At 56.3% G+C, this 20369-nt stretch carries 18 protein-coding genes and 1 other RNA gene; 11 read left to right on the forward strand and 8 right to left on the reverse strand.

Going from position 1 to position 20369, the window contains the following annotated elements; genetic code table 11:
- Positions 1 to 39: 39 nt before the first annotated feature.
- The 3 genes from curA to dnaX all read right to left on the reverse strand — a co-directional run bounded on the left by curA (position 40) and on the right by dnaX (position 3870).
- On the reverse strand, positions 40 to 1074 hold the full coding sequence (gene curA / locus AC07Y9_RS01260; protein WP_102678824.1) for an NADPH-dependent curcumin/dihydrocurcumin reductase: 1035 nt from the start codon (positions 1072 to 1074) through the stop codon (positions 40 to 42).
- A gap of 270 nt (positions 1075 to 1344) precedes the next feature.
- Positions 1345 to 1683 carry a YbaB/EbfC family nucleoid-associated protein gene (locus tag AC07Y9_RS01265; protein WP_007922383.1) on the reverse strand — a complete coding sequence of 113 codons (339 nt, stop codon included), beginning with the start codon at positions 1681 to 1683 and terminating at the stop codon, positions 1345 to 1347.
- A 66-nt stretch (positions 1684 to 1749) separates the two neighbouring features.
- Entirely contained in the window at positions 1750 to 3870 is a 2121-nt protein-coding gene (dnaX, locus tag AC07Y9_RS01270; RefSeq protein WP_102678823.1) for a DNA polymerase III subunit gamma/tau, read from the reverse strand.
- A gap of 139 nt (positions 3871 to 4009) precedes the next feature.
- On the opposite strand from dnaX, the gene AC07Y9_RS01275 reads away from it, so the two are divergent.
- Positions 4010 to 4783, forward strand: a complete 774-nt coding sequence (locus AC07Y9_RS01275) for a substrate-binding periplasmic protein (RefSeq protein ID WP_053260282.1) — start codon at positions 4010 to 4012, stop codon at positions 4781 to 4783.
- A 3-nt stretch (positions 4784 to 4786) separates the two neighbouring features.
- Here AC07Y9_RS01275 and AC07Y9_RS01280 read toward each other — a convergent pair whose 3' ends face one another.
- On the reverse strand, positions 4787 to 6487 hold the full coding sequence (locus tag AC07Y9_RS01280) for a putative bifunctional diguanylate cyclase/phosphodiesterase (protein ID WP_102678822.1): 1701 nt from the start codon (positions 6485 to 6487) through the stop codon (positions 4787 to 4789).
- A 600-nt stretch (positions 6488 to 7087) separates the two neighbouring features.
- On the opposite strand from AC07Y9_RS01280, the gene AC07Y9_RS01285 reads away from it, so the two are divergent.
- Both AC07Y9_RS01285 and AC07Y9_RS01290 read left to right on the forward strand, forming a co-directional pair.
- Positions 7088 to 7402, forward strand: coding sequence for a helix-turn-helix domain-containing protein (locus AC07Y9_RS01285; RefSeq protein WP_007922376.1), 315 nt, complete (start codon positions 7088 to 7090; stop codon positions 7400 to 7402).
- A 142-nt stretch (positions 7403 to 7544) separates the two neighbouring features.
- Entirely contained in the window at positions 7545 to 7919 is a 375-nt protein-coding gene (locus AC07Y9_RS01290) for a VOC family protein (protein WP_102678821.1), read from the forward strand.
- On the opposite strand, the gene AC07Y9_RS01295 is transcribed toward AC07Y9_RS01290, so the two are convergent.
- Entirely contained in the window at positions 7853 to 8836 is a 984-nt protein-coding gene (locus AC07Y9_RS01295) for a DMT family transporter (protein ID WP_102678820.1), read from the reverse strand. The genes AC07Y9_RS01290 and AC07Y9_RS01295 overlap by 67 nt on opposite strands.
- Positions 8837 to 8938: 102 nt before the next feature.
- On the opposite strand from AC07Y9_RS01295, the gene AC07Y9_RS01300 reads away from it, so the two are divergent.
- The 3 genes from AC07Y9_RS01300 to AC07Y9_RS01310 all read left to right on the forward strand — a co-directional run bounded on the left by AC07Y9_RS01300 (position 8939) and on the right by AC07Y9_RS01310 (position 12521).
- Positions 8939 to 9805, forward strand: coding sequence for a LysR family transcriptional regulator (locus tag AC07Y9_RS01300; RefSeq protein WP_102678819.1), 867 nt, complete (start codon positions 8939 to 8941; stop codon positions 9803 to 9805).
- 336 nt (positions 9806 to 10141) lie between these two features.
- Positions 10142 to 11434 (forward strand): site-specific integrase, encoded by a 1293-nt coding sequence (locus AC07Y9_RS01305; protein WP_102678818.1) that lies wholly within the window; start codon positions 10142 to 10144, stop codon positions 11432 to 11434.
- 445 nt (positions 11435 to 11879) lie between these two features.
- Positions 11880 to 12521 carry a replication/maintenance protein RepL gene (locus AC07Y9_RS01310; protein ID WP_102678817.1) on the forward strand — a complete coding sequence of 214 codons (642 nt, stop codon included), beginning with the start codon at positions 11880 to 11882 and terminating at the stop codon, positions 12519 to 12521.
- A 499-nt stretch (positions 12522 to 13020) separates the two neighbouring features.
- On the opposite strand, the gene AC07Y9_RS01315 is transcribed toward AC07Y9_RS01310, so the two are convergent.
- A complete protein-coding gene (locus AC07Y9_RS01315; protein ID WP_102678816.1) occupies positions 13021 to 13329 on the reverse strand; it encodes a hypothetical protein in 309 nt (102 codons plus the stop codon).
- Between the two features lie 117 nt (positions 13330 to 13446).
- On the opposite strand from AC07Y9_RS01315, the gene AC07Y9_RS01320 reads away from it, so the two are divergent.
- The 4 genes from AC07Y9_RS01320 to AC07Y9_RS01335 all read left to right on the forward strand — a co-directional run bounded on the left by AC07Y9_RS01320 (position 13447) and on the right by AC07Y9_RS01335 (position 16163).
- On the forward strand, positions 13447 to 13722 hold the full coding sequence (locus AC07Y9_RS01320; RefSeq protein ID WP_102678815.1) for a helix-turn-helix domain-containing protein: 276 nt from the start codon (positions 13447 to 13449) through the stop codon (positions 13720 to 13722).
- A gap of 519 nt (positions 13723 to 14241) precedes the next feature.
- Positions 14242 to 14868, forward strand: a complete 627-nt coding sequence (locus AC07Y9_RS01325) for a recombinase family protein (protein WP_102678813.1) — start codon at positions 14242 to 14244, stop codon at positions 14866 to 14868.
- Positions 14869 to 15210: 342 nt separating this feature from the next.
- Complete coding sequence (locus AC07Y9_RS01330) at positions 15211 to 15378, forward strand: hypothetical protein (protein WP_256580870.1); 168 nt, start codon at positions 15211 to 15213, stop codon at positions 15376 to 15378.
- A gap of 56 nt (positions 15379 to 15434) precedes the next feature.
- The gene (locus AC07Y9_RS01335; RefSeq protein ID WP_102678811.1) at positions 15435 to 16163 is read left to right on the forward strand and encodes a hypothetical protein; all 729 of its coding nucleotides are present in this window, start codon (positions 15435 to 15437) and stop codon (positions 16161 to 16163) included.
- 410 nt (positions 16164 to 16573) lie between these two features.
- Here the strand turns inward: AC07Y9_RS01335 and AC07Y9_RS01340 are convergent, their stop codons facing one another.
- Both AC07Y9_RS01340 and ffs read right to left on the reverse strand, forming a co-directional pair.
- Positions 16574 to 17650 carry a hypothetical protein gene (locus AC07Y9_RS01340; RefSeq protein ID WP_256580869.1) on the reverse strand — a complete coding sequence of 359 codons (1077 nt, stop codon included), beginning with the start codon at positions 17648 to 17650 and terminating at the stop codon, positions 16574 to 16576.
- A gap of 1578 nt (positions 17651 to 19228) precedes the next feature.
- Positions 19229 to 19325, reverse strand: an RNA gene (gene ffs / locus AC07Y9_RS01345) — signal recognition particle sRNA small type.
- A 649-nt stretch (positions 19326 to 19974) separates the two neighbouring features.
- On the opposite strand from ffs, the gene AC07Y9_RS01350 reads away from it, so the two are divergent.
- On the forward strand, positions 19975 to 20361 hold the full coding sequence (locus AC07Y9_RS01350) for a DUF6124 family protein (protein ID WP_102678809.1): 387 nt from the start codon (positions 19975 to 19977) through the stop codon (positions 20359 to 20361).
- Positions 20362 to 20369 lie beyond the last annotated feature (8 nt).

Below are 20369 nucleotides of genomic sequence, written 5' to 3' on the forward strand. Positions count from 1 at the left end.
ACGCGGTTTATACCCGCGCCTCCGATTAGCGTCAAATGCTCAGTCCGGGGCGACCCGCACCACCAGCTTGCCGAAGTTGCGCCCTTCCAGCAGCCCGATGAAGGCTTGCGGCGCGTGCTCCAGGCCGTCTACCACATCCTCCTTGAACTTGACCTTGCCCTGCAGCACCCAGGGCGCCATGGCGCTGACAAACTCCGGCTGCCGATCGCCGTAGTCGTCGAACACGATAAACCCCTGGATGCGCACGCGCTTGGTCAACAGCTGACGCTGCAACAGTGGCAGGCGATCAGGTCCTGGCGGCAACTCCTGAACGTTGTACTGGGCGATCAGCCCGCACAGCGGAATCCGCGCCTTGGGGTTGAGCAACGGCAACACCGCATCGAACACCTTGCCACCGACGTTTTCAAAGTAGATGTCCACGCCCTCGGAGCAGGCCTGCGCCAGTTCGTCGGCAAAGTCCGGACTGTGATGGTCGATACAGGCATCGAACCCCAGCTCCTCGACCACATAGCGGCACTTGTCGGCACCGCCCGCCACACCGATCACCCGCAGCCCCTTGATCTTGGCCACCTGCCCCACCACCGAGCCCACGGCGCCCGACGCCGCGGCCACCACCAGGGTTTCCCCGGCCTTGGGCTGGCCGATGTCCATCAGGCCCATGTAGGCGGTCATGCCCGGCATACCCAGCACGCCCAGGGCCATCGAAGGGCTGGGCAAACCCGCCGGCACCGGTATCAGGTTACGCCCGTCGCAAATGCTGTGGCTCTGCCATCCGGTGGCGCCCACCACCAGGTCACCCTCCTGGAATTTCGGATTCAGCGAGCGCTCGACCCGGCTGACTGCGCCGCCGGTCATCACTTCGTTGATTTGCACCGGGGCGGCGTAGGACGGCGCATCACTCATGCGCCCGCGCATATAGGGGTCCAGCGACAGGTAAAGGGTCTTGAGCAGCACCTGGCCGTCCGCCAGGTCCGGCAGCGCCACCCGCTCCAGGCGGAAGTTTTCCGGCACGGGCGCGCCCTGGGGCCGGGAGGCCAGAACAATGCGCTGGTTGAGGGTCAATGCTTGCGACATCAGAGCAACTCCTTATCGAGAATTGAATCGGGCCATACAGAGTGCAGACCATCGTACTGCGATCGGCGTTCGATATTTCTCTTCCCTCGCCGCTGCCGCAGGCTGCGATCGATTGCACGGCAACCGCAATCATCCAGCCAGACCCCATCGCCTGAATGACGACCGCTGCGCGCTCGATCGCAGCCCGCGGCAGCGGCTACAGGGGCCACAAACAAAAATGCCAGGCGCGATGCCTGGCATTTTCGAGTCCGACCGATGCGCGGGCGCGAATCAGAACGGCAGTTTCATACCCGGTGGCAGTTGCATGCCAGCGGTCACGCCGGACATCTTGTCCTGGCTGTTGGCTTCGATCTTGCGCACGGCGTCGTTGACGGCGGCGGCGAACAGATCTTCCAGCACTTCGCGGTCATCTTCGCTGACGCCTTCCAGCAGGCTTGGGTCGATGCTCACGCGCTTGATGTCGTGACGACCGGTCATGACCACGGTGACCATATCGCCACCGGCCTTGCCGGTGACTTCGGCGTTGGCCAGCTCTTCCTGCATCTTGGCCATCTTTTCCTGCATCTGCTGCGCCTGCTTCATCAGGCCGGCCATGCCACCTTTCATCATGGGAATCACCTCAAAGTACTTGGATAAAAACAGCGCCCGACCTCAAGGCCCGGCGCCCTTCAGTTATTAACCCTGGCTGACCAGGGCCTCGACAGGTTCAATAGTATCGTGACGGACCACCGCGCCGAACTCCCGCACCATCTGCTGGATGAACGGATCGCCGTGGATCGACTCCTCGGCCTCGCGCTGGCGATTGGCCCGGCGGCGCGACGCGGCCTGGGCCGGGGTCTCCTGCTCGGGCTTGATCAGCTCGATGCTCACCGTCAGCGTGCGCTGGTGGTACTGGTTCAGGGCATCGTTCAGGCGCCGCTGCTGAGTGGCGTTGAACAAGGCGCTGTGGGCCGGGTCCAGGTGCAGCAACCAGTTGTCGCCCTCGGCGGCGATCAAGGTGCAGTTGGCGGCAATGCTCGCCGTCATCCCGGAAATCGGCAGCTTCGGGAACAGCTCCAGCCACTCCAGCGCCAGGCCGGTGGCCGGCTGGGCGGCTGGCAACGGCTCGGGTTCCGGCTCGGGATCGGCGGCGTGCTCGCTGGCCAGTTCGTCCAGGTAGCTGTAGGCCGAATCCATGTCCGGCTCGATGTAGTCTTCGTCTAGCGGTGGCTCGTCGTCCAGGTCGATCCCCGGTGTCGCGGCATCGACCTCGGCAACGCTGGGCTCCGGCACCGGGGCGCTGACCCATTCCGGCGCGTCCGGCACCACGCTGTCCGGGGTTGGGGTCGGCATCGGAGTCAGCTCAGGCTGCTCTGCGGCGGTCTCCAGCACGGGCTCGACGGCCGGTTGCTGCGCGACGACCGGTTCGACCGGGTCGTTCCACGGCAGGTCGATCACCTCTTCGGCGACGATAGGCGCTGCCTCTGGCGGCGTCTCGACCACAGGTTGCGGTGCAGGCGCCACCGGCGCTGCTGAAACAGGTGCGGGCGTTGCAACCGGGGCTGCGGCAGGTACGGCCACGGGAGTGGCCTCGACCACCGGCGCCGCAACCGGCGCGGCGGCGGCAACTACCGGCGCAGCAACGGCTGCGCCAGCCACGGATTGGGCGGAATCAACTGTGGCCTGGCTGATCCCCACTGGCTTTAGCGGTTGTCTCGGCGCGTCTGCCGAGTCCGCTGGCCGGAAGGCCAGCATCCGCAGCAGGACCATCTCGAAACCGCCCCGAGGATCTGGCGCCAGCGGCAAGTCGCGCCGGCCGATCAGGCCCATCTGGTAATAGAACTGCACATCTTCGGCCGGCAACGCCTGGGCCAGGGCCAGCACCCGGTCGCGGTCGCCATGCCCGTTGTCGACACCGTCCGGCAAGGCCTGGGCAATGGCCACACGGTGCAGGACATTGAGAATCTCCGACAGCACGCCGTTCCAGTCCGGGCCCTGTTCGGCCAGGTGGCGCACGGCCTCCAGCAAGGCCTTGGCATCGCCGTCGATCAGCGCATGCAGGACGTCGTAGACCTGGCCGTGATCAAGGGTGCCGAGCATCGCCCGCACATCGGCGGCCATGACCTTGCCTTCGCCGAAGGCGATGGCCTGGTCGGTGAGGCTCATGGCATCGCGCATCGAACCGTCGGCAGCGCGGCCCAACAGCCACAGCGCGTCGTCTTCGAACGGCACGTTCTCGACGCCCAGCACGTGAGTCAGGTGCTCGACCACTCGCTCCGGGGTCATGTTCTTCAGGGAGAACTGCAGGCAGCGCGAAAGAATCGTTGCCGGAAGTTTCTGCGGGTCGGTGGTCGCCAGAATGAATTTGACGTAGGGCGGCGGCTCTTCCAGGGTCTTCAGCAAGGCGTTGAACGAGTGGCTGGACAGCATGTGCACTTCGTCGATCAGGTAGACCTTGAAGCGTCCGCGGCTCGGGGCGTATTGCACGTTGTCCAGCAGCTCGCGCGTGTCCTCGACCTTGGTCCGGCTCGCGGCGTCGATCTCGATCAGGTCGACGAAACGCCCTTCGTCGATCTCGCGGCATACCGAACAGGTGCCGCAGGGCGTGGAAGTAATGCCTGTTTCACAGTTCAGGCATTTGGCAATGATCCGCGCGATGGTGGTCTTGCCCACCCCGCGGGTGCCGGTAAACAGATAGGCATGGTGCAGCCGCTGGCTGTCCAAGGCATTGATCAGAGCCTTGAGCACATGGGTCTGGCCGACCATTTCGCGGAACGAGCGCGGACGCCATTTACGTGCAAGAACCTGATAACTCATCGAAAACCGTCGCAACTGGGAAGCGGAAGCCCGTAATGCTAGCGGAGCAAGGGCGAAATTGCATCCGGTGCGCTCGTCTAATCTGGCTAAGCTGCTCTTTGTCGGGCTCGTCAGTGACCTTTTCCTGCGTGGAGACTCTATGCGTTTAGCCTTGGGCGCCTTTCTGCTGGTTGCCATGAATGGTTTTGCCGCAGAACCGGCCCTGCGCTTCTCGATCCCCGACAGCTGGGCCATGCCCGTGGTACAGATCGAACGTGGCCGGCCCACCCAGGGCATTCTCCACGACCTGATGGCCAGCCTCGCCACCCAGGTTGGCAACCCGGCCGAATTCCATGTTCTGGCCCGGGCCCGCGTACAAGCGGCCATGGATCATGGGGAAATCGATATCCGCTGCTATGCCGCCCAGTCCTGGCTGTCCAACCCGTCCGGCGATTACATCTGGAGTATCCCGCTGTTCGTCCAGCGCGACCTGCTGATCAGCCGCGAGCAGCCCCCGCTCCCGGTCATTCCCAGGGACCTGCCGGCGCAGCCCATCGGCACCGTCCTCAGCTACACCTACCCTTCCCTGCAACCCTTGTTCGACAGCCGCCAGTTGATCCGCGACGACGCGCGCAACCAGGAACAGGTGCTGCAAAAACTCTGGGCCGGCCGCTACCGCTACGCGGTGAGCAACCAATGGACGCTGGACTGGTTCAATCAGACCCTGCCACCCGACCAGCAGTTGCACGGCGTGGCCATCCTCCAGGAACAGGCGGTCGGCTGCGTCATCCGCAACGATCCGGCGCTACCGGTGCAACGAGTGCTGCGCACCTTGTTGCGCATGAAGATGTCAGGAGAGATCGACGACATCATCGGCCTGTACACCGGCCGCAGGCCGACCGAGAGCGTCCCGCAAAGCTATGGGGCGCCATAGCTGTCAGCCGGCTTCGTCCTGCGGACACCACTCCAGCGGCGGCAGGAAGGTCGCCACCCAGCCCGGCACCTCGCTGGCCGGCATGGGCGGGGCGATGAAATAGCCTTGCGCCACGTCGCAGCCCAGCGACATCAGCAACTCGCCGTGCTCCATGGTTTCCAGGCCTTCGGCCACCACCTGCCGGTCAAACGCCCGGGCCAGGCCGATCAGGGCCTGGGTCAGCGCCAGGTCGCCCTTGTCGTGCAGCATGTCGCGCACGAACATGCGGTCGATCTTGATGGTCTGGGTGCGCAAGCGCTTGAGGTAACTCAGCGACGAATGCCCGGTGCCGAAATCCCCCAGGGAGAATTGCACGCCCAGCGCCTGGCAGGCCTCGAGGCAAGCGCTGACGTGCTGGAGATTCTCCACCGCCACCGCCTCGACGATTTCCAGGTCCAGCAACTGCGGGGCAATCTGCGGATGGCGCTCGAGCACCGCCTTGAGCCGGTCGACGAAATCCCCCCGCTGGAAATGCCGCGCGGCGATATTGACGCTGACCGGCCAACGCTGTCCGGCCAACTGCCATTGCCGCAACTGGGCCATGACCTGCTCCATCACCCACTCGCCGATATCGACGATCAGGTCGGTCTCCTCCACCAGCGGCAGGAACTCCCGAGGCGCAACCATGCCCCGCTGCGGATGCTGCCAACGCAGCAACGCCTCGAAACCCACCACCTCGCCGCTGCGCATGTTGACCTTGGGCTGAAAGTGCAGGCACAGCTCGCCGGCCGCCAGCGCCTGCCGGACTCGCTCCACTGTCTGGTGGGTGGCCTTGACCTCGCGGTCCCGCGACACATCGAACAAGTGGAAGCGATTGCGCCCGCTCTGCTTGGCCACGTACATCGCCTGGTCGGCATGCCGCAGCAAGGTGTCGGCATCATCGTTATCGGCGGGAAACAGCGTGACGCCGATGCTGGCGCAGACATTGATCTCCTTGTCCTGGATCAGATAAGGCGTGGCGATCACCCCCAGCACCCGGTGCAGCGCCGCCCGCAACTCGCGAATGTCACGCACATGACGCAGGATCAGCACGAACTCGTCCCCGGCCAGCCGCGCCACCACGTCTTCGCCGCGAATGATCGAGCGCAGGCGCGCCGCTACCTCCACCAATAACAGGTCGCCACTGGCATGCCCGTAGCCATCGTTGACCGCCTTGAAGCCGTCGAGATCGAGCATGCACACCGCCAGCGCAATGTTCTCCTTGCGCGAGTAATCCAGCGCCTGGTTGAGCAGGTCGGACAGAAAGGAACGGTTGGGCAAACCGGTCAGCACATCGTGCCCGACCCGCCATTGCAGCGAGTGCAACAAGCGCCGTTTTTCGCTGATATCGAAACGGATCGCCACATAACGCTGGACCCGACCAGTGGCCTCATCGAGCAAGGGCACGACAGTGCTGTCGACCCAATACAAGGTCCCATCCTTGGCCCGGTTGCAGATCTCGCCCTTCCAGACCTGGCCCAGGGCAATGGTGCGCCACATGCTGCTGAAAAATTCGGGAGGGTGCAGGCCGGAGCCGAGGATCCGGTGATTGGCGCCCAGCAGCTCTTCACGGCTGTAGCCGGAAATCGAACAGAACTGGTCGTTGACGTAAGTGATCCGGCCGGTCAGGTCGGTCTCGGAAAAAATGGCGGCTGCGTCCACGGCCCTGCGGTATTTCTCATCCATGAGTCTGGCTCACTGTCGCTAGCGGTTGAACCGCTCGACCAAGGCACGAGGCCCGGAAGAGATGTTTGGGCGTTCATCCTCACTCACTTCGCAAACCCAGGCAGGCTTAGGCTGCTGGTCCGAAGGTATCTGCTGAACAGAGATGACCGGCACATTCAGACGCACGTTAAAACTCCATAGACAGCATTCGACAATGCCAGCCCAGACAAGCCGGCAAGAGGCCGACCGAGGAAAATGGCGCACCGTCTCGCCCCACCTGACGCAATTGCAACCGTACAGCGATCGGCACCGTCATTGACCTTCGAATCGACGAAGATCAACTAAAATCAGTTAGGGATCAGCCGAATTTGGCGGGTGGGACACTGGCAATCATCAGCGAGACGTTCGCGCCTGCGCCATACCCTCGATTCTGGTGAACAAGGAAAATGCAATGAGTTCTTGTTTCATCAGTTCATCTTCTGAAACTAGATCACCAAATGCCTGTCCGAAGCGTCGATTCTACGAATTGCATCACATTTTGCAAGGCAAGGTGATGAATCATGGCGTTGCCTAATGCAAAGATTTATCGTTAAGTTCTTGATTCTAAATGGGAATTGAGCGATGCAAATTTCAAGTTTGGGTCCAGCCATCAGGCGTTACCGCAAGGTAGCGGGGCTTACTCAGGCTGAACTAGGCGAAAAAACCGGTTTTGACCCTAAAACCATCAGCCGCTTCGAAACCGGCACCTACACCCCCAGTGTGGAAGCCCTGTTCCTGCTGGCCGATGTACTCGGGGTGAAGCTGAAAGCCTTTTTCGCAGATCTGGGCGACGAAGACGAACAGCGGGCGTATCTGTTCGGTGTCATTCACAAAGCCACCCCGAAGGACCTGGGAAAGCTGATAGCAGCGGTAGACCTGGCCTTGTCCAAGCCTTAGAGCCGAGCAACACGCAGAGGAGGCAGACCTATCGAAGCCGATAGCCTGCCTCCTCTTCATTTACGCCAGACGACTCCTGACAGGAACTGACAGCGGCGCCCCTTAAGCTGGCGTGCGCAGCCCAACCTTCCCAGGAGTCCAGATGATCGCTACCAGCACTTACCTTCTGCTTTACGTCGACAGCCCCGCCACCAGCGCCAACTTTTATAGCCGCCTGCTGGACAGGCCACCGGTCGAGCTGTCGCCGACCTTTGCCCTGTTCATTCTTGATTCGGGGCTCAAGCTCGGCCTCTGGTCCAGACAGGATGTCGAGCCAGCCACCCAAGTCACCGGCGGTGGCGGCGAACTGGCCCTGGCCGCGGCCGATAAGCAGACCGTCGACCTGCTGCACGACCAATGGGCCGAATCCGGCGTAAACATTGCCCAGGCCCCGACCACCCTGGACTTCGGCTACACCTTCGTCGCCCTGGACCCGGACGGGCATCGGCTCAGGGTGTTTTGCCTCGCCCCGGACTGAACAGGAGCCATGCCGATAGTGCCCGGCAGTACGGAGCGGCGCTGCGCCCAGCGCCCCTCCAGTTGCATCGCCATTACGCTGCCGAGGACGATCGCCGCGCCCACGATCACCGCGCCATGCACCCGCTCATGCAGGACCAGCGCCGCCAGCAGCATGGCGATCGGCGGTATCAGGTACATGGCGATGGATGCCCGGCTGACTTCGACCCGCGCCAGCACATAGGCCCACGCCAGGTAAGCCAGCGCACTGGGAAACAGCCCCAGCAACAACACCGCCAGGTTCACCCGCCACGGCGCCTGGACCACCGCGACCGCCAGCCCCGGCCAATACAGGCTCAACAGCAAGGTGCCAGCCCAGACCATGTAGCACACGGTGGTCAGCAGGTCGTAACGCCCCGAATAGCGCCGCTGCAAAACGAAGTACAAGCCCCAGGAGAAGGCTGCCAGCAGCACCAGCAATCCCCGGGGCTCGATCGACGCCACACCCTGGTCGCCCCAGACCACCACGACCGCCCCCAGCAACCCCAGCCCGACACAACCCCAGCGCCAACCGCTGACCGGCTCCCTCAACCAGAAAAACGCAATCAGGGTGCTGAAGATCGGCGCCGACTGCGCCAGCACACTGGATGCCCCCGCGCTCAACCCCTGCTGGCCATAGTTGAGGCTGACGTGATGCAGGGCGATGGCGAAAAAGCCCAGCACCAGCAACCTGGGCAGATCGCGCCAACGCGGCAGGGAGATTCTTTTCACCAGGGCGATTGCACCCATGAACAGCGAGGCAATCAGAAAGCGCAGCAACGCCAGATGGCCAGGTTCGTAGCCTTCCAGCCCGATGTGGATACCCACCGGGGAGTAGGCCCAACACAGAATGACCGCGGCGGTCGCCAGGACCAGCTTCAACGCAGGAGAGATGTTCAAGACACAAGCACTCGGCAGCACAAGGAAGGCCTTCAGTCTCCCGCCTGCCACAACTCACCACAATTAACGGATACTGAGACCAGACCTCACTGGAAATGAGCAATGGAACTGAGCCAACTGAAAATGGTGAAAGCGGTCGCCCGCACCGGCAGCATTGCCCGAGCGGCCGAACAACTGCATTGCGTGCCCTCCAACATCACCAACCGCCTCAAGCAACTGGAAGGCGAGCTGGGCACCCGCCTGTTTATCCGCGCCGGCCGCGGGCTGAAAATCAGTCCGGACGGGGAAATCTTTCTCGGCTACAGCGAGCGCATCCTGGCCCTGGTGGATGAGGCCAAACGGGCGGTCGACCGCAAGGCCGAACCCAGCGGCATCCTGCGCATCGGCGCCATCGAATCCTGCGCCGGCGGGCGCTTGCCGCCCCTGCTGGCGGAATTCCATCAGCGCTTTCCACAGGTCACTCTGGAGCTGGTAACCGGCACCTGGTCGCAGCTGTTCGAGGAACTGCAACATCACCGGATCGATGGCGCACTGGTCGCGGTCGACACCCTCCCCCCGAAACTGGAGCGCACCGCCCTCTACAACGAGCCACTGGTACTGGTTACCAGCGCCGACGCCGCGCCCGTGCTGAACCCGTGGGACCTGCAAGGCCAGACCCTGTTCATGTGGCCCGGCGGCTGCCCTTACCGCCGCGCCCTGGAGCACTGGCTGAACGCCCATGACGTGACCGCGACCATCATCGGCTACGCGAGCTGGGGCACCATTATCGACTGCGTCAGCGCCGGTGCCGGCATGACCCTGGCCCCGGAAGGCGTGCTCGACCGCTACACCCTATCCACGGGCCTGGCGCGCCACCGCTTCGCCGATCTGCAGCCGATCGACATTCGTTTTGTCTGGAACAAGGAAATACAACGCCACACCGCACGGGACGCGTTTGCGCAGTTGTTGCAGGAACGATTGGGGAAATGAAACGAGCGACCGGCGAGTGGCCAGATCAGGATAAAACAGAGGGGAGAACTCAGAATATTCGTCGAGGACCGACAGAGGGCGTTATGGAGGCAACCCCACCAGCCACACCCCGGCACACAATGTCACCGCTGCGGCTGCTCCCTTCCAGGCCTGACCGAGGTGGCATGCAAGCATGCTTCGCAGTTCGCTGAAAGGCTCACTGCGTCTGGGCTGACGGGGTTTTGCTCGGGGACTATCGCACTTGGAATCAGGTGCGAAACACGCCACTGAAAGACGTCAAAAACTCGGGGTGTAGCCAGCACTGTCACACATTGCTGTCACACACGAGTGTCACACATGACCTACATTGTCCGTCGCGGCGCCTTCTATTACTTGAATCTCCGCCTTCCCAAACATCTGTTCCCACGCTGTCACACATTGCGTTTGAGCTTGAACATTCGCGAGCGTCAGAGCGCCTTGTTCCTCGCTGCCTCCCTTGCCCAGCAGATACACGGACACCTATCCGAACACCCTCTGGCAGACATCCCAACGCTGCGTAGGCTTTGCACTGGATGGAGAGATACGTGCCCTGCCCCGCTCTCAATACGCCGCTTACACCAGCCCATAGCCAAGCCAGCAAGATCAGCCGCTAATGGCCCGACTCTGTCTAGTCTGTCGAAGCTCTATATAGAAGAAGGTAAGCGTGGCGGCACGTGGCGAACTGTCAGCACCTTCGAGGTGGAGCGTGCTCTACGCGATTTATTCGAGTTGATGGGTGACATGCTCGTCGAAGACTTCGATACCCAGCAAGCTCGACTACTGAAGGAACGGTTGAGTCGATGTCCTCAATACTTTGGCCTACGCCCCGAGTTCGAAGGTAAGACACTGCGACAGGTTGTCGAGTCGGCTAGCACGTACAAAACCATCTCTGCGGTAACGGTGAACAACCGACTACGCAAACTCTCTGCCTTTCTCAACTGGTGCAAGGCCAATGACTACATTGCGGATAATCCATTAGCAGGTCTGAAGGTAAAGACAGGACCAGCCAAGGACGCTCGACTTTCATTTGAACAACACGACCTGATGACCCTGCTCAATCCGGATGGACTCAAGGCGGAGTCTCATAAACACCCTTGGCGGTACTGGATACCATTGCTAGGCCGCTACACAGGTGCAAGATTGGAAGAGTTATGTCAGCTGCGCGTCGATGACTTCACCCAGCAACAGGGAATCCAATGCATTCGGATCGATGACAGCAACGAGGGTCAGAACTTGAAGAACTCCAGCAGCCGACGCTTACTGCCCCTCCACCCCACTTTGTTCGAACTTGGCCTGCTGCGACATGTTGAGTCGATCAAGGCCAGCGGGATAGACCGGTTGTTCCCTGAGCTTGAGCCAGTACGGGGAAAGCTTGGCCATGCCGTTTCAAAATGGTTCGGACGCTACAAGACAAAACGAGGGATTACCGACCCAAAGAAGACCTTTCACTCTTTTCGCCACACACTGATAGATGAACTACGGGATGCTGGCGTGCAAGACTCGCTGATCAAACGGATCGTTGGCCATGAAGACAGTGCGGTGACATTCGGCGTCTATGGCAGTAGAGCGCCACTGAAAGCGATGGCAGAAGCTCTACAGCACATCGCCTGACCAACCAACGATAACTAACTGGGCGACTGACTAGCACGTCAGTGCCCAACATTGACGTTTAGGCACGGAAAAAACCTTCGAATACCGGCAATTAACCTCGGTAAAACGTGCATCAGATTTGCCGCTACTTGGACGCCAGCTGGCCACTCAATCCAATGTTTATTGGGCTACATGGCCTTTTGGACTAAGCAAAGGGCCTTTCTCATTCCGAAAGTAGGTTCCCTGAAAATCCAGTCGATTGAAAAGTCAATAGCGGGATTGACTTATTATCTAGAAAGTGTATGATGATCGCCTGTCTCAACGGACAGATCGACAACTCGAAGAGCCTCACGCGAACACTGTTACGACAGGGTTTTAGATGAGGCTTTTTTGTGGGCGTCGAATAACTAACCGGCACAACCCGAGAGGAATGCCTATGCAATGAACTGACTAAAGGAGAACCATAATGAGCAGCATGCCCCCCACTATCACCTCAACTAATCTGATCACCGTTGAAGGCCTTGTCGTAGACAAGCTCACGGGAGAAATCCATGGTCATGATGATAAACCATCGATCTTTTCCACCCCAGTCGACTATCAGTCCAGTCTTAGCCTCTGCCGAAGCGTGGACGACTTTGAACGCTACTTGAAGTTTGTTGATCGCCGCACACTGCCTCCACATACTTTGCATTCGCTGCGTGATGAAGTGGACCATGCCCATGGTGTGTGGTGTCGATATGGCGTCGATTGCCGCGTCACACTACCCCAGCAACGACTGCTGGAAAGACTGCATCAACTGGTTGTGTACCGCAATGTCATCTTCATGACTCAAGCCGATTTGGCGAAGGCTTTAGGTACTGCTGAATCGAATCTGATAAAGAAGCTGAAGGTTCTGGAAGCGGCGAATATGTTGCGTATCACAACCTCGCGAAATGGCCACATTCGCCAAGGTGAAATCAAGCTCGCTATCAACCCACGATTCGTTTTCAGGGGGAGTGACTACACACGTGGAGAGTACGTTATGGACTGGTATCGTCCGACGGACGGGCTGTCTTCGAGACTGGAGTACGCAATGGCGATGGATCAATGCATCAACATGGCTGCGTAGATTTTCTGAGAAAGTTACGCAAGAAATCGCCTGTAGGCCACGTAACTCAAGGGGCTTGATAAAAATCTATTATATAAGAAGGCTCTTCGGTGACTGTCGTCGAAGGAAACTGTTGGGACGGAACGTTCACAGCTACACACTGGGAATTAGCATCTACCTGCATCGTCCCGATTCTGGATCAGCACACTAATAAATAAATGAAATCAACACACATCCAAGCTCTTGCTCTGCTCCACCGGAGGTAACGTGTAATAACTGTCAGCATCCGCTGATGAGATATTACCGAATACGTCCGTATTGTGTCTGCACCAACAAACAAGATCAAGATCACAAGCAAAGAGCTGGATTTGTGTAATTTTTTTGTTGGAGTACATCCGAAGGAATGTCGGCGATCACGCCGGCGCTGACCATTGTTGAAAACTGACGTTTTCAGTGCAAACACTCACTTCAGCGGAGCGAGGAGATTATTCCAACCAACTCCGCTTTCAGTGGGAGACAACTAGCGCAGGTAGAAGTACAGAAAGACTACAACCAGAACCACGAATATCACCCTTCCTTGGAGGACATCACTGTTCAGCTTGTCCGACTTGATCTGCTGGTAGGTGTCGGAATCGCTTAAACCCTGTGTCTTGTAGTGCATGATCTGATTGATTTGCTTGTCGAGTTTCTTGTTGTGGCTTTGATTGCTCGAAGCAACGATGAACCACACGATCAGCCACAGGCCAAAAGTTGGGATACAGAGCAGCAGGTGCAGGATGTGGTTTGTAGTCTTCTTTTGACTGCTCAGGAAGTAGAACTGGTCGTTCATGATTGTCCTTGTTCGGTCGATGGATAGCGCGTGTACCTGTGATCGATAATATCTGAAATTCAGATATCTGAAAACCGGATATAGGTTGAGAGGCTACCCACCCGTAGCCAGTCAACCATGTCAAAGACGATCTATAGACCCGAACACGCTGTGCTTTTGTCACTGTTGAAGAAGTACAGGAAAGCTGCTGACTTGACTCAAGTACAGTGCTCCAAGGCCCTGGGCCGTCCACAATCCTTCATGAGCGACGTTGAAAGCGGAACCCGTCGCTTGGACATTGTGCAGCTTCGCGACCTGTGCAAGGTCTTGGGGATTGGTCTTGCAGAACTGGTAGAAGAGTTTGAGTTGTCTCTGCTGGCAGAGAGTTCAATTGCCGCCCATGACTCTATCTAGAAAAACGACCTTGCAGAGCTGCGATCAGCACCACAAATCCGCAAGATCGATCAGTTTCAGCTAGTTCTGCTGGACAGGATACACCAGCAGCTGCCATGCAATTCTTGCCCCAGTGTTGTGTTGCCGATGATTCTGGGGTGGCAAGGTATGCCCACCAGCAATTGCGATCTCATCTCCGCAACCGGTGCACTTATAGATTCCTGGGTGAGGGGCAGCGGTTCCGGGGGGGTGAGTTCCATCAAATGCGTTATCGAGCGTGTGGGTCAGTGCCCCGCCATTTTTATACAGTGCCATAACGTCTCCTTGTCCCTCCATCGCCAGCAATTCGTGGCGTCTTGACTATAGCCGTTAGCCATCATCGTTCCACTGTCCCACGAATGAATGGGCGCTATCACAGAAGTAGACCTATCCGGTAGTTCGATAGTCGCCCATGAGCTGCTATCAAATAACTATTTGAGATACCTATTTGATTCAATTATCATTGATCTATTGAATTAAAGATCAAAGGATAGTCTTTCAATGAACGCTCACCTTTACCTCCGTGCATCGACCAAAGACCAAGATGCCAATCGTGCAAAAGTCGCATTGGAATTGTTCGCTGGTGAGAAGGGATTGAAAATCGTTGGCGTATACGCCGAGAACATCAGTGGCACCAAGCTCAACCGTCCTGAGCTGCTTGCTCTGCTCGACACTGCCGAGAGTGGAGACGTGCTATTGGTCGAGTCTGTAGACCGCCTGAGTCGCCTCTCACAAGCGGACTGGGACACTCTTAAGGCCACTATCAAGGCCAAGGGGCTTCGGCTGGTTGTGGCTGATCTTCCCACCAGTCACATGTTGGTTGAAGCGAAGGGCATCACGGGGCAAATCATGGATGTGATCAACAACATGTTGATTGACCTGATGGCCACCATGGCCAGACTCGATCAAGAGAAGCGTGTGGAGCGTATCATGCAGGGTTTAAAGAACAAGAAAGCTGCTGACCCTGAATGGAAGCCAAAAGGAAAAGGAAAGAATACTGCCAAGTGGGAAGAAGTTCAGTCGCTGATGCGGAAGCATCCAACAATGTCCGCTGACGAAGTCGCCAAGCTTGCTGGCTGTGGTGTTGCCACCGTCTACAGGATCAAGAAAGAAACGAAGGCCGCATAACCCGCGACTCTCTGTAAAGGTTTACACGACGCCCTAGAGCCCCGCCAACGCGGGGCTTTGTCGTCTCTGTGTTTGAGAACGCTTCAACTTATTTTAGAGAAGCAGCGGCCCTCATTCGCCCCCCTCGCACTTAGCTAAGCACCCCGAATAGGTCGCCAGCTTATTTTTTGCCAGTGACAAACCAAACCACTATCGAAGTGCACCGAAAATTTTGGCGGGGCATGGTGGATTTTCTGGCGTGCCTTGGCCGTCCAGGAAGCAGAGAAAAATGATGCTACAGTAGTGGCTCATTCATCGCGAAGTTGAGGAACAATGCCTATCCGTAGAAGTGGGAATTTTGACTTGGGTGCCGGCGTACTGCGGCTGACGCAAGAAAAGATAGCTGGTTTCCTGAGCGAGGAAGAGCTTGCTCAAACAGAGGTGAAACTCGTTGACGGGAAACTCACATTCAACGCCCCCGATTCTGTGTTGAAAAAGATTACGCAGCATTTTGGTCAGCCAGCCGGCTGAGTTGCTTTGCGAGAATTGCCCATGCTCTTTTACGTGGGCAGCTTGGAGGGGAAAACGTGGGTGAAACGGATACGCCAGATTTCAACAAAGCCCGAGGCTACTTGATCGGTTTTTCAACTGTAGTCCTGCTGCTGTGGTACTTCGGCGCTGACCTTTCGACTTTCAAACTGCTCGGGAATGAGATCAGACTCAAGAAAAACGTTCAAAACGTCTGGATGGTTCTGGCTGGTATCAACGCCTATCTGTGGTTGAGGCTGTATCAACGAACCCCCGAAGGCAGCTTCCGCTTTGATCTTGCAATGCACGACCTGTATGAGAAGGCGCTCATCGGAGTCGTCAAACGTCTAGGCAAGAAAGAGATGCGAAATCATGTTTTGGAGCTAATTGAAAAGTCACCCGGCACTGTTGATGGCGAGTTCAAACTCATCAGCTTCAATCCCAAGGGAAAGATGACTCATCACGAGAGAAACCCACCAAAGGGCACAGCCCTCCCAGACAAACTCGCGATAGTTCGAAAGCTGGACAGCAGAACGAGAAACGAAATTCGCTATTCTTTTTACATTCACTACACGGTGGGCGGAAACGAGCACCATCAGAGTGGTGGTCAAGCATTCACGACAACTCCTTCTCGCCTCGTTGCAACGCTAGTCAAATGGTATGTTTTCGCCAGAGGCGCGATTGTATCGCCTTGGTTCTTCGACCACGTTACTCCCTTTGTATTGGGTGGCATGAGCATATGTGTTGCTTTGTTCAACTGGTGGCAGATTAACTACCCACACCTGTGAATGCTTGCAGCTTGGGTAGAGGGCTTGTATTTCGTAGTTTGCGTGCCAGTTCAGTGCATAGGCGTATGCCCTTGCAAATGAGCATACAAGCTCTGACACATACAGTAACTTACATCAGCGATGCAAAAAAACAAACCATTTATTAGCGCAGATAGTGCCCCACTGCCCTTCACAAGAACAATTTAAACCCACCAACCAGCTTATCTTTTCATCTGCAAAAATACCAGAATACTCGATTAACCACTCATCAGCAGAAACAAGCCCCAAACACTTAGATCTGCCTAACTCGATCTCACAAAAAACCTTAGAGGCGTCAATAAAACCTGAGGATGGGCGACATACGCTCCTAACACAGTCACTTAAACAGGGCTGGAGAACATCAACAGCTATGCATCACACAAATAAATTCACTAAAATTCTTGTGCATATATAACAACCGTTTCACTAGAATCTATGACGGATGCATCGGTATACATTTCAACCAATTCTTCTTGAGTAAGCAACCTCGACCCAATCTTCCCTCGATTGAACATTTCCTCGAACAACTCCCCAGACAAAGAAACAGCGCGAATATTATCGTACTCTAATTTCTCTCCATCTCGAGCCCCTTTACTTTTGCACTCTTCAATCATGCATATAGGCAAATGCTCACCACTGGAAATAAATTTCTGATCAGCGGATTGTAACTTGTCCGTAGGTCGCAAGAAGCTGGAGCAATAAGGGAAACGGTAATGGGCTGCAGTACTACTTTCTTTGCACAGTCCTCGCTTGCACCCAAAAGCTTCCATCTTGCTAATCTGAGCTTTCATTCTATCATCAGAAAGATACAATGCTTTCTTGTCCCAAATTTTGTATTGGACCATTACCACGCTTGTCAAATCCGTTATCGGGTCGTGCCTTTCATATATTATATCCGCCCCCGTAATATGCTCAGGTCGATCAGGATGCAGCACTCGCAAGCGCAAAAAATTTCCATCGGGAAGCATAAAGTCTTTTTTCCCAAGCCCATTTCCGAGCACAGGCATATTCCTCTCAACATTATATGCATCCCGAAATATTAACTTATTCTCCGAATGCGACGCAGGAGAAAGCTCTTCCTTGGCTTTTTTAAGCAAATTAAGACGCTTTTTTATTTGATCTGTCTGTTCTTTTTTATGACTGTCTCTTTTTGCCACATCCAGCAATCGAGACAACTTTTCTATTTCAGCCTCCAACAAAATTAGCGCCGTAATCTTTGTATTTGACTCAATTGATTCTAGCTCAGCTCGCTGCCTGTACTCACGCGCGGTTTCACTCTCACGCTGCCTCCTGAGCAGACTATTTTCAGGCCCCAGCAACTCTGGATATAGCTCACCACCGAGATCAAGTGAATTATCATATGTTCCTTTTGCCATGTCGCCTTTTGTAGCGATCTTGATCATACCCCTTATGGCATTAAGGGTAACCCACTCTTGATTAATACGCTCTTCATTTTGTTGGAACTCCACTTTCGACCGCCCCCATCGCTATTATTCTGCCCATCGAAAACTTCACAAACCATCAAACATTACTCACAGCAATGACTGCACAAGCAGCGCATCAAACTCTAAGACAACAACGCACCGCTCATACTAGTCATAACCACACCTTAACACCTGCACTAGACGCGCCAATAGACATCATACGAAATAGTGCTCATTAAGGTCCGGGTCACGGTGTATATTCGCTATAAGATCAGAGCGACGGCATCGCATCTCCATATATATGTGATCTAAACTTTCAACATCTAGCCTCCAGACACCTTGAGACTGATCGTATTTGGGCACACCTAACACATACAAGAAAAACGGCTCTGCCGGACGCTTACTCACGCCTTTAGCCACTTTCAAAATCTTTTCTAGGAGCATTTTATAATAGGAAGGCGCTTGCTTAATCGAATCTGAGACAGCGGCCCCCAAGAGCCTAACAACAACATGGGCTCCCTTGTGCGGGACTGAGAAGCCTCTACCAAATTTAAAGTGGAAATACTTATCACAGGTATCGACATTGACAGCCAAGCCACAATAGACATGCTTTCTATAAATGTTAGGAGACTGGTTATCTATCGGAACGAAGAGAGATCTAACTGTACCCGAGTTTCCATCAATAGCCAGCCCTCGACCAAGGGGCCACCCCCCATTTAAAAGTGCTTCAATCGAATAACACTTCGGATTAGCAACCCCCGAACTTCCTACTGGTCGCCCCCGAGACACGTAACGAAGACTTATGACTTTATCAATAGGGAAATTGCCTGCACGAGAAGGAACACCGAAATATCCTTTACGACGTTTTGTCTCAAACACAATCTCTGCAGCATCAGTTATAGAGGCTCTTTCTCTTCTACCCTTTCCTGACAGAGTAAGAACTGGAGCTACATATTTCGGCTCAAATGAGCAGCCCGGAAAATGCCTTTCAGACCCACGAGCAGTCTTGAAATAGTGGTCAACTTTGTAGATTGATCGCCCTAAATTCGCACAAACATACCTCGCTCTACAAGTCGAGTCCAAACACGCAAAATCGTCCTTTCGCGTGATTACTTGCCGAAAGTAGAGCTCGACTGCCTCTTTGGCACTAACTTCTCGCTTAAGACTAATACAGTAAGCTCTATCCAATTAGCTTACCCCCGAGTTATCAAACATCGGCACCACCCCAGATTGCATATCGCGATTGAAGATGGGATCAAATACTCCGAGCGCCCCCCAACGTACTCTTAAGGGCTCCGTGGTATGTGGATAAAGACATCGGCATGACAATCCCTGTGCACTGGCGTTTAGGGCAAAATGCCATGATGCGTAGGTACTTTCAAGCGCCTCTTTTTTTAGCCCGCATTCAGACGCCCCCGGGAAATAGGGACGAGTGTAGGTCGCAGGCAGCACGAGACGAACCCAATACCGAGATCGAGGTCCTAAAAGAGCTTGGGATAAGAATGGCGCCTAGATAGAATGCCCAGCACAGTGCACCACTTAGGTGTACCTAAACGCTGTCACACTTCGAGATTTTTGACTGAGAATTCCTTGAGAATTCAAGGACTTGCGTTATGGAGGCAACCCCACCAGCCACACCCCGGCACACAATGTCACCGCTGCGGCTGCTCCCTTCCAGGCCTGACCGGGTTCACGGCTGATCGTTGCGAGGGGACCAATGGGGTCACCATAACGACGCTCACCTGACGGCGAGCCGCGCCATTGTACCTATCTGCGGCGAAGTTACAACCGCTCTGTAAAGATTAAAAAATCTGAACCGCTTCAAGTACTTGGATCATTACCCCGCTCGCTTGCCGATTCCTGTAGCCGCTGCCGCAGGCTGCGCTCGACTGCGAAGCAGTTGCCAACCATGTGTCGAGCAGCAACGAAATACCCTGTTGCCCGCCATTGCGGCCGCTGCGCGACCGATCGCAGCCTGCGGCAGCGGCTACAGGGACCGCGCAAGAACGAGATGGCAGTTTTGCGACGAGCCAGCAGTCGATTTTTCGCTTTGTTTTGTAAGGGGTTTCCTAGAAACTCTGGAACGCCTTTGGGCGGGTTGTACCCTTGAATTTGATCGGGCAGTCTGCGGGGGTCGTTGCAATTTCAACGACCCGGATGTGGAAGTCTGGAGCTAAGGACGTACAACCCTATCAACAAGCACGGGCGCCTCATGGCACTGGTGAACTTGTTCTATGGCGGCTGTGCGTGGGGCACCTTTGGGTGCGCCGGATTCCTTTAGCTCCGGTCTTCCACACCTACGCACGGCTGCCACCCCTCATGTGGAAGTGAGATTTGGCAGTTCCTTAAATGCTAAAGGAATCGCACACATGAAAAAGCTCGTCCCCGACCCACCCTTCACTGCCCCGCGCCGACTACGCGATCCAGAACTGGATGCAGCCAATGCCTCCCTGCTCCTGTCGCTCCATGACCAAAAACAACCGCTGCTGGCACAACTGCAAGAAACTTGCAGCCAGCCGTTCGGCCTGCGCGACGCCCAGCAACGCCCGCTGTTCGCGGTGCAGGCCGGGGTGAATGCCGAAGAAGCCTTGATGCATGTCTCGCTATTGCTCAAATGCGCCGAAGAAGTCTCGGATGAAATCACCGAACAGGGCAGCGGCATCGAACGCGGGCTGATCTGGTCCATGGTGCATTCCGTGGAGATGGCTCGCGCGGTGGTCGATGCCTTGCTCGATGGCGTGCGCACAGCTCGCTAACCGCCCTT

Source organism: Pseudomonas sp. GW456-L12 (assembly GCF_059424045.1).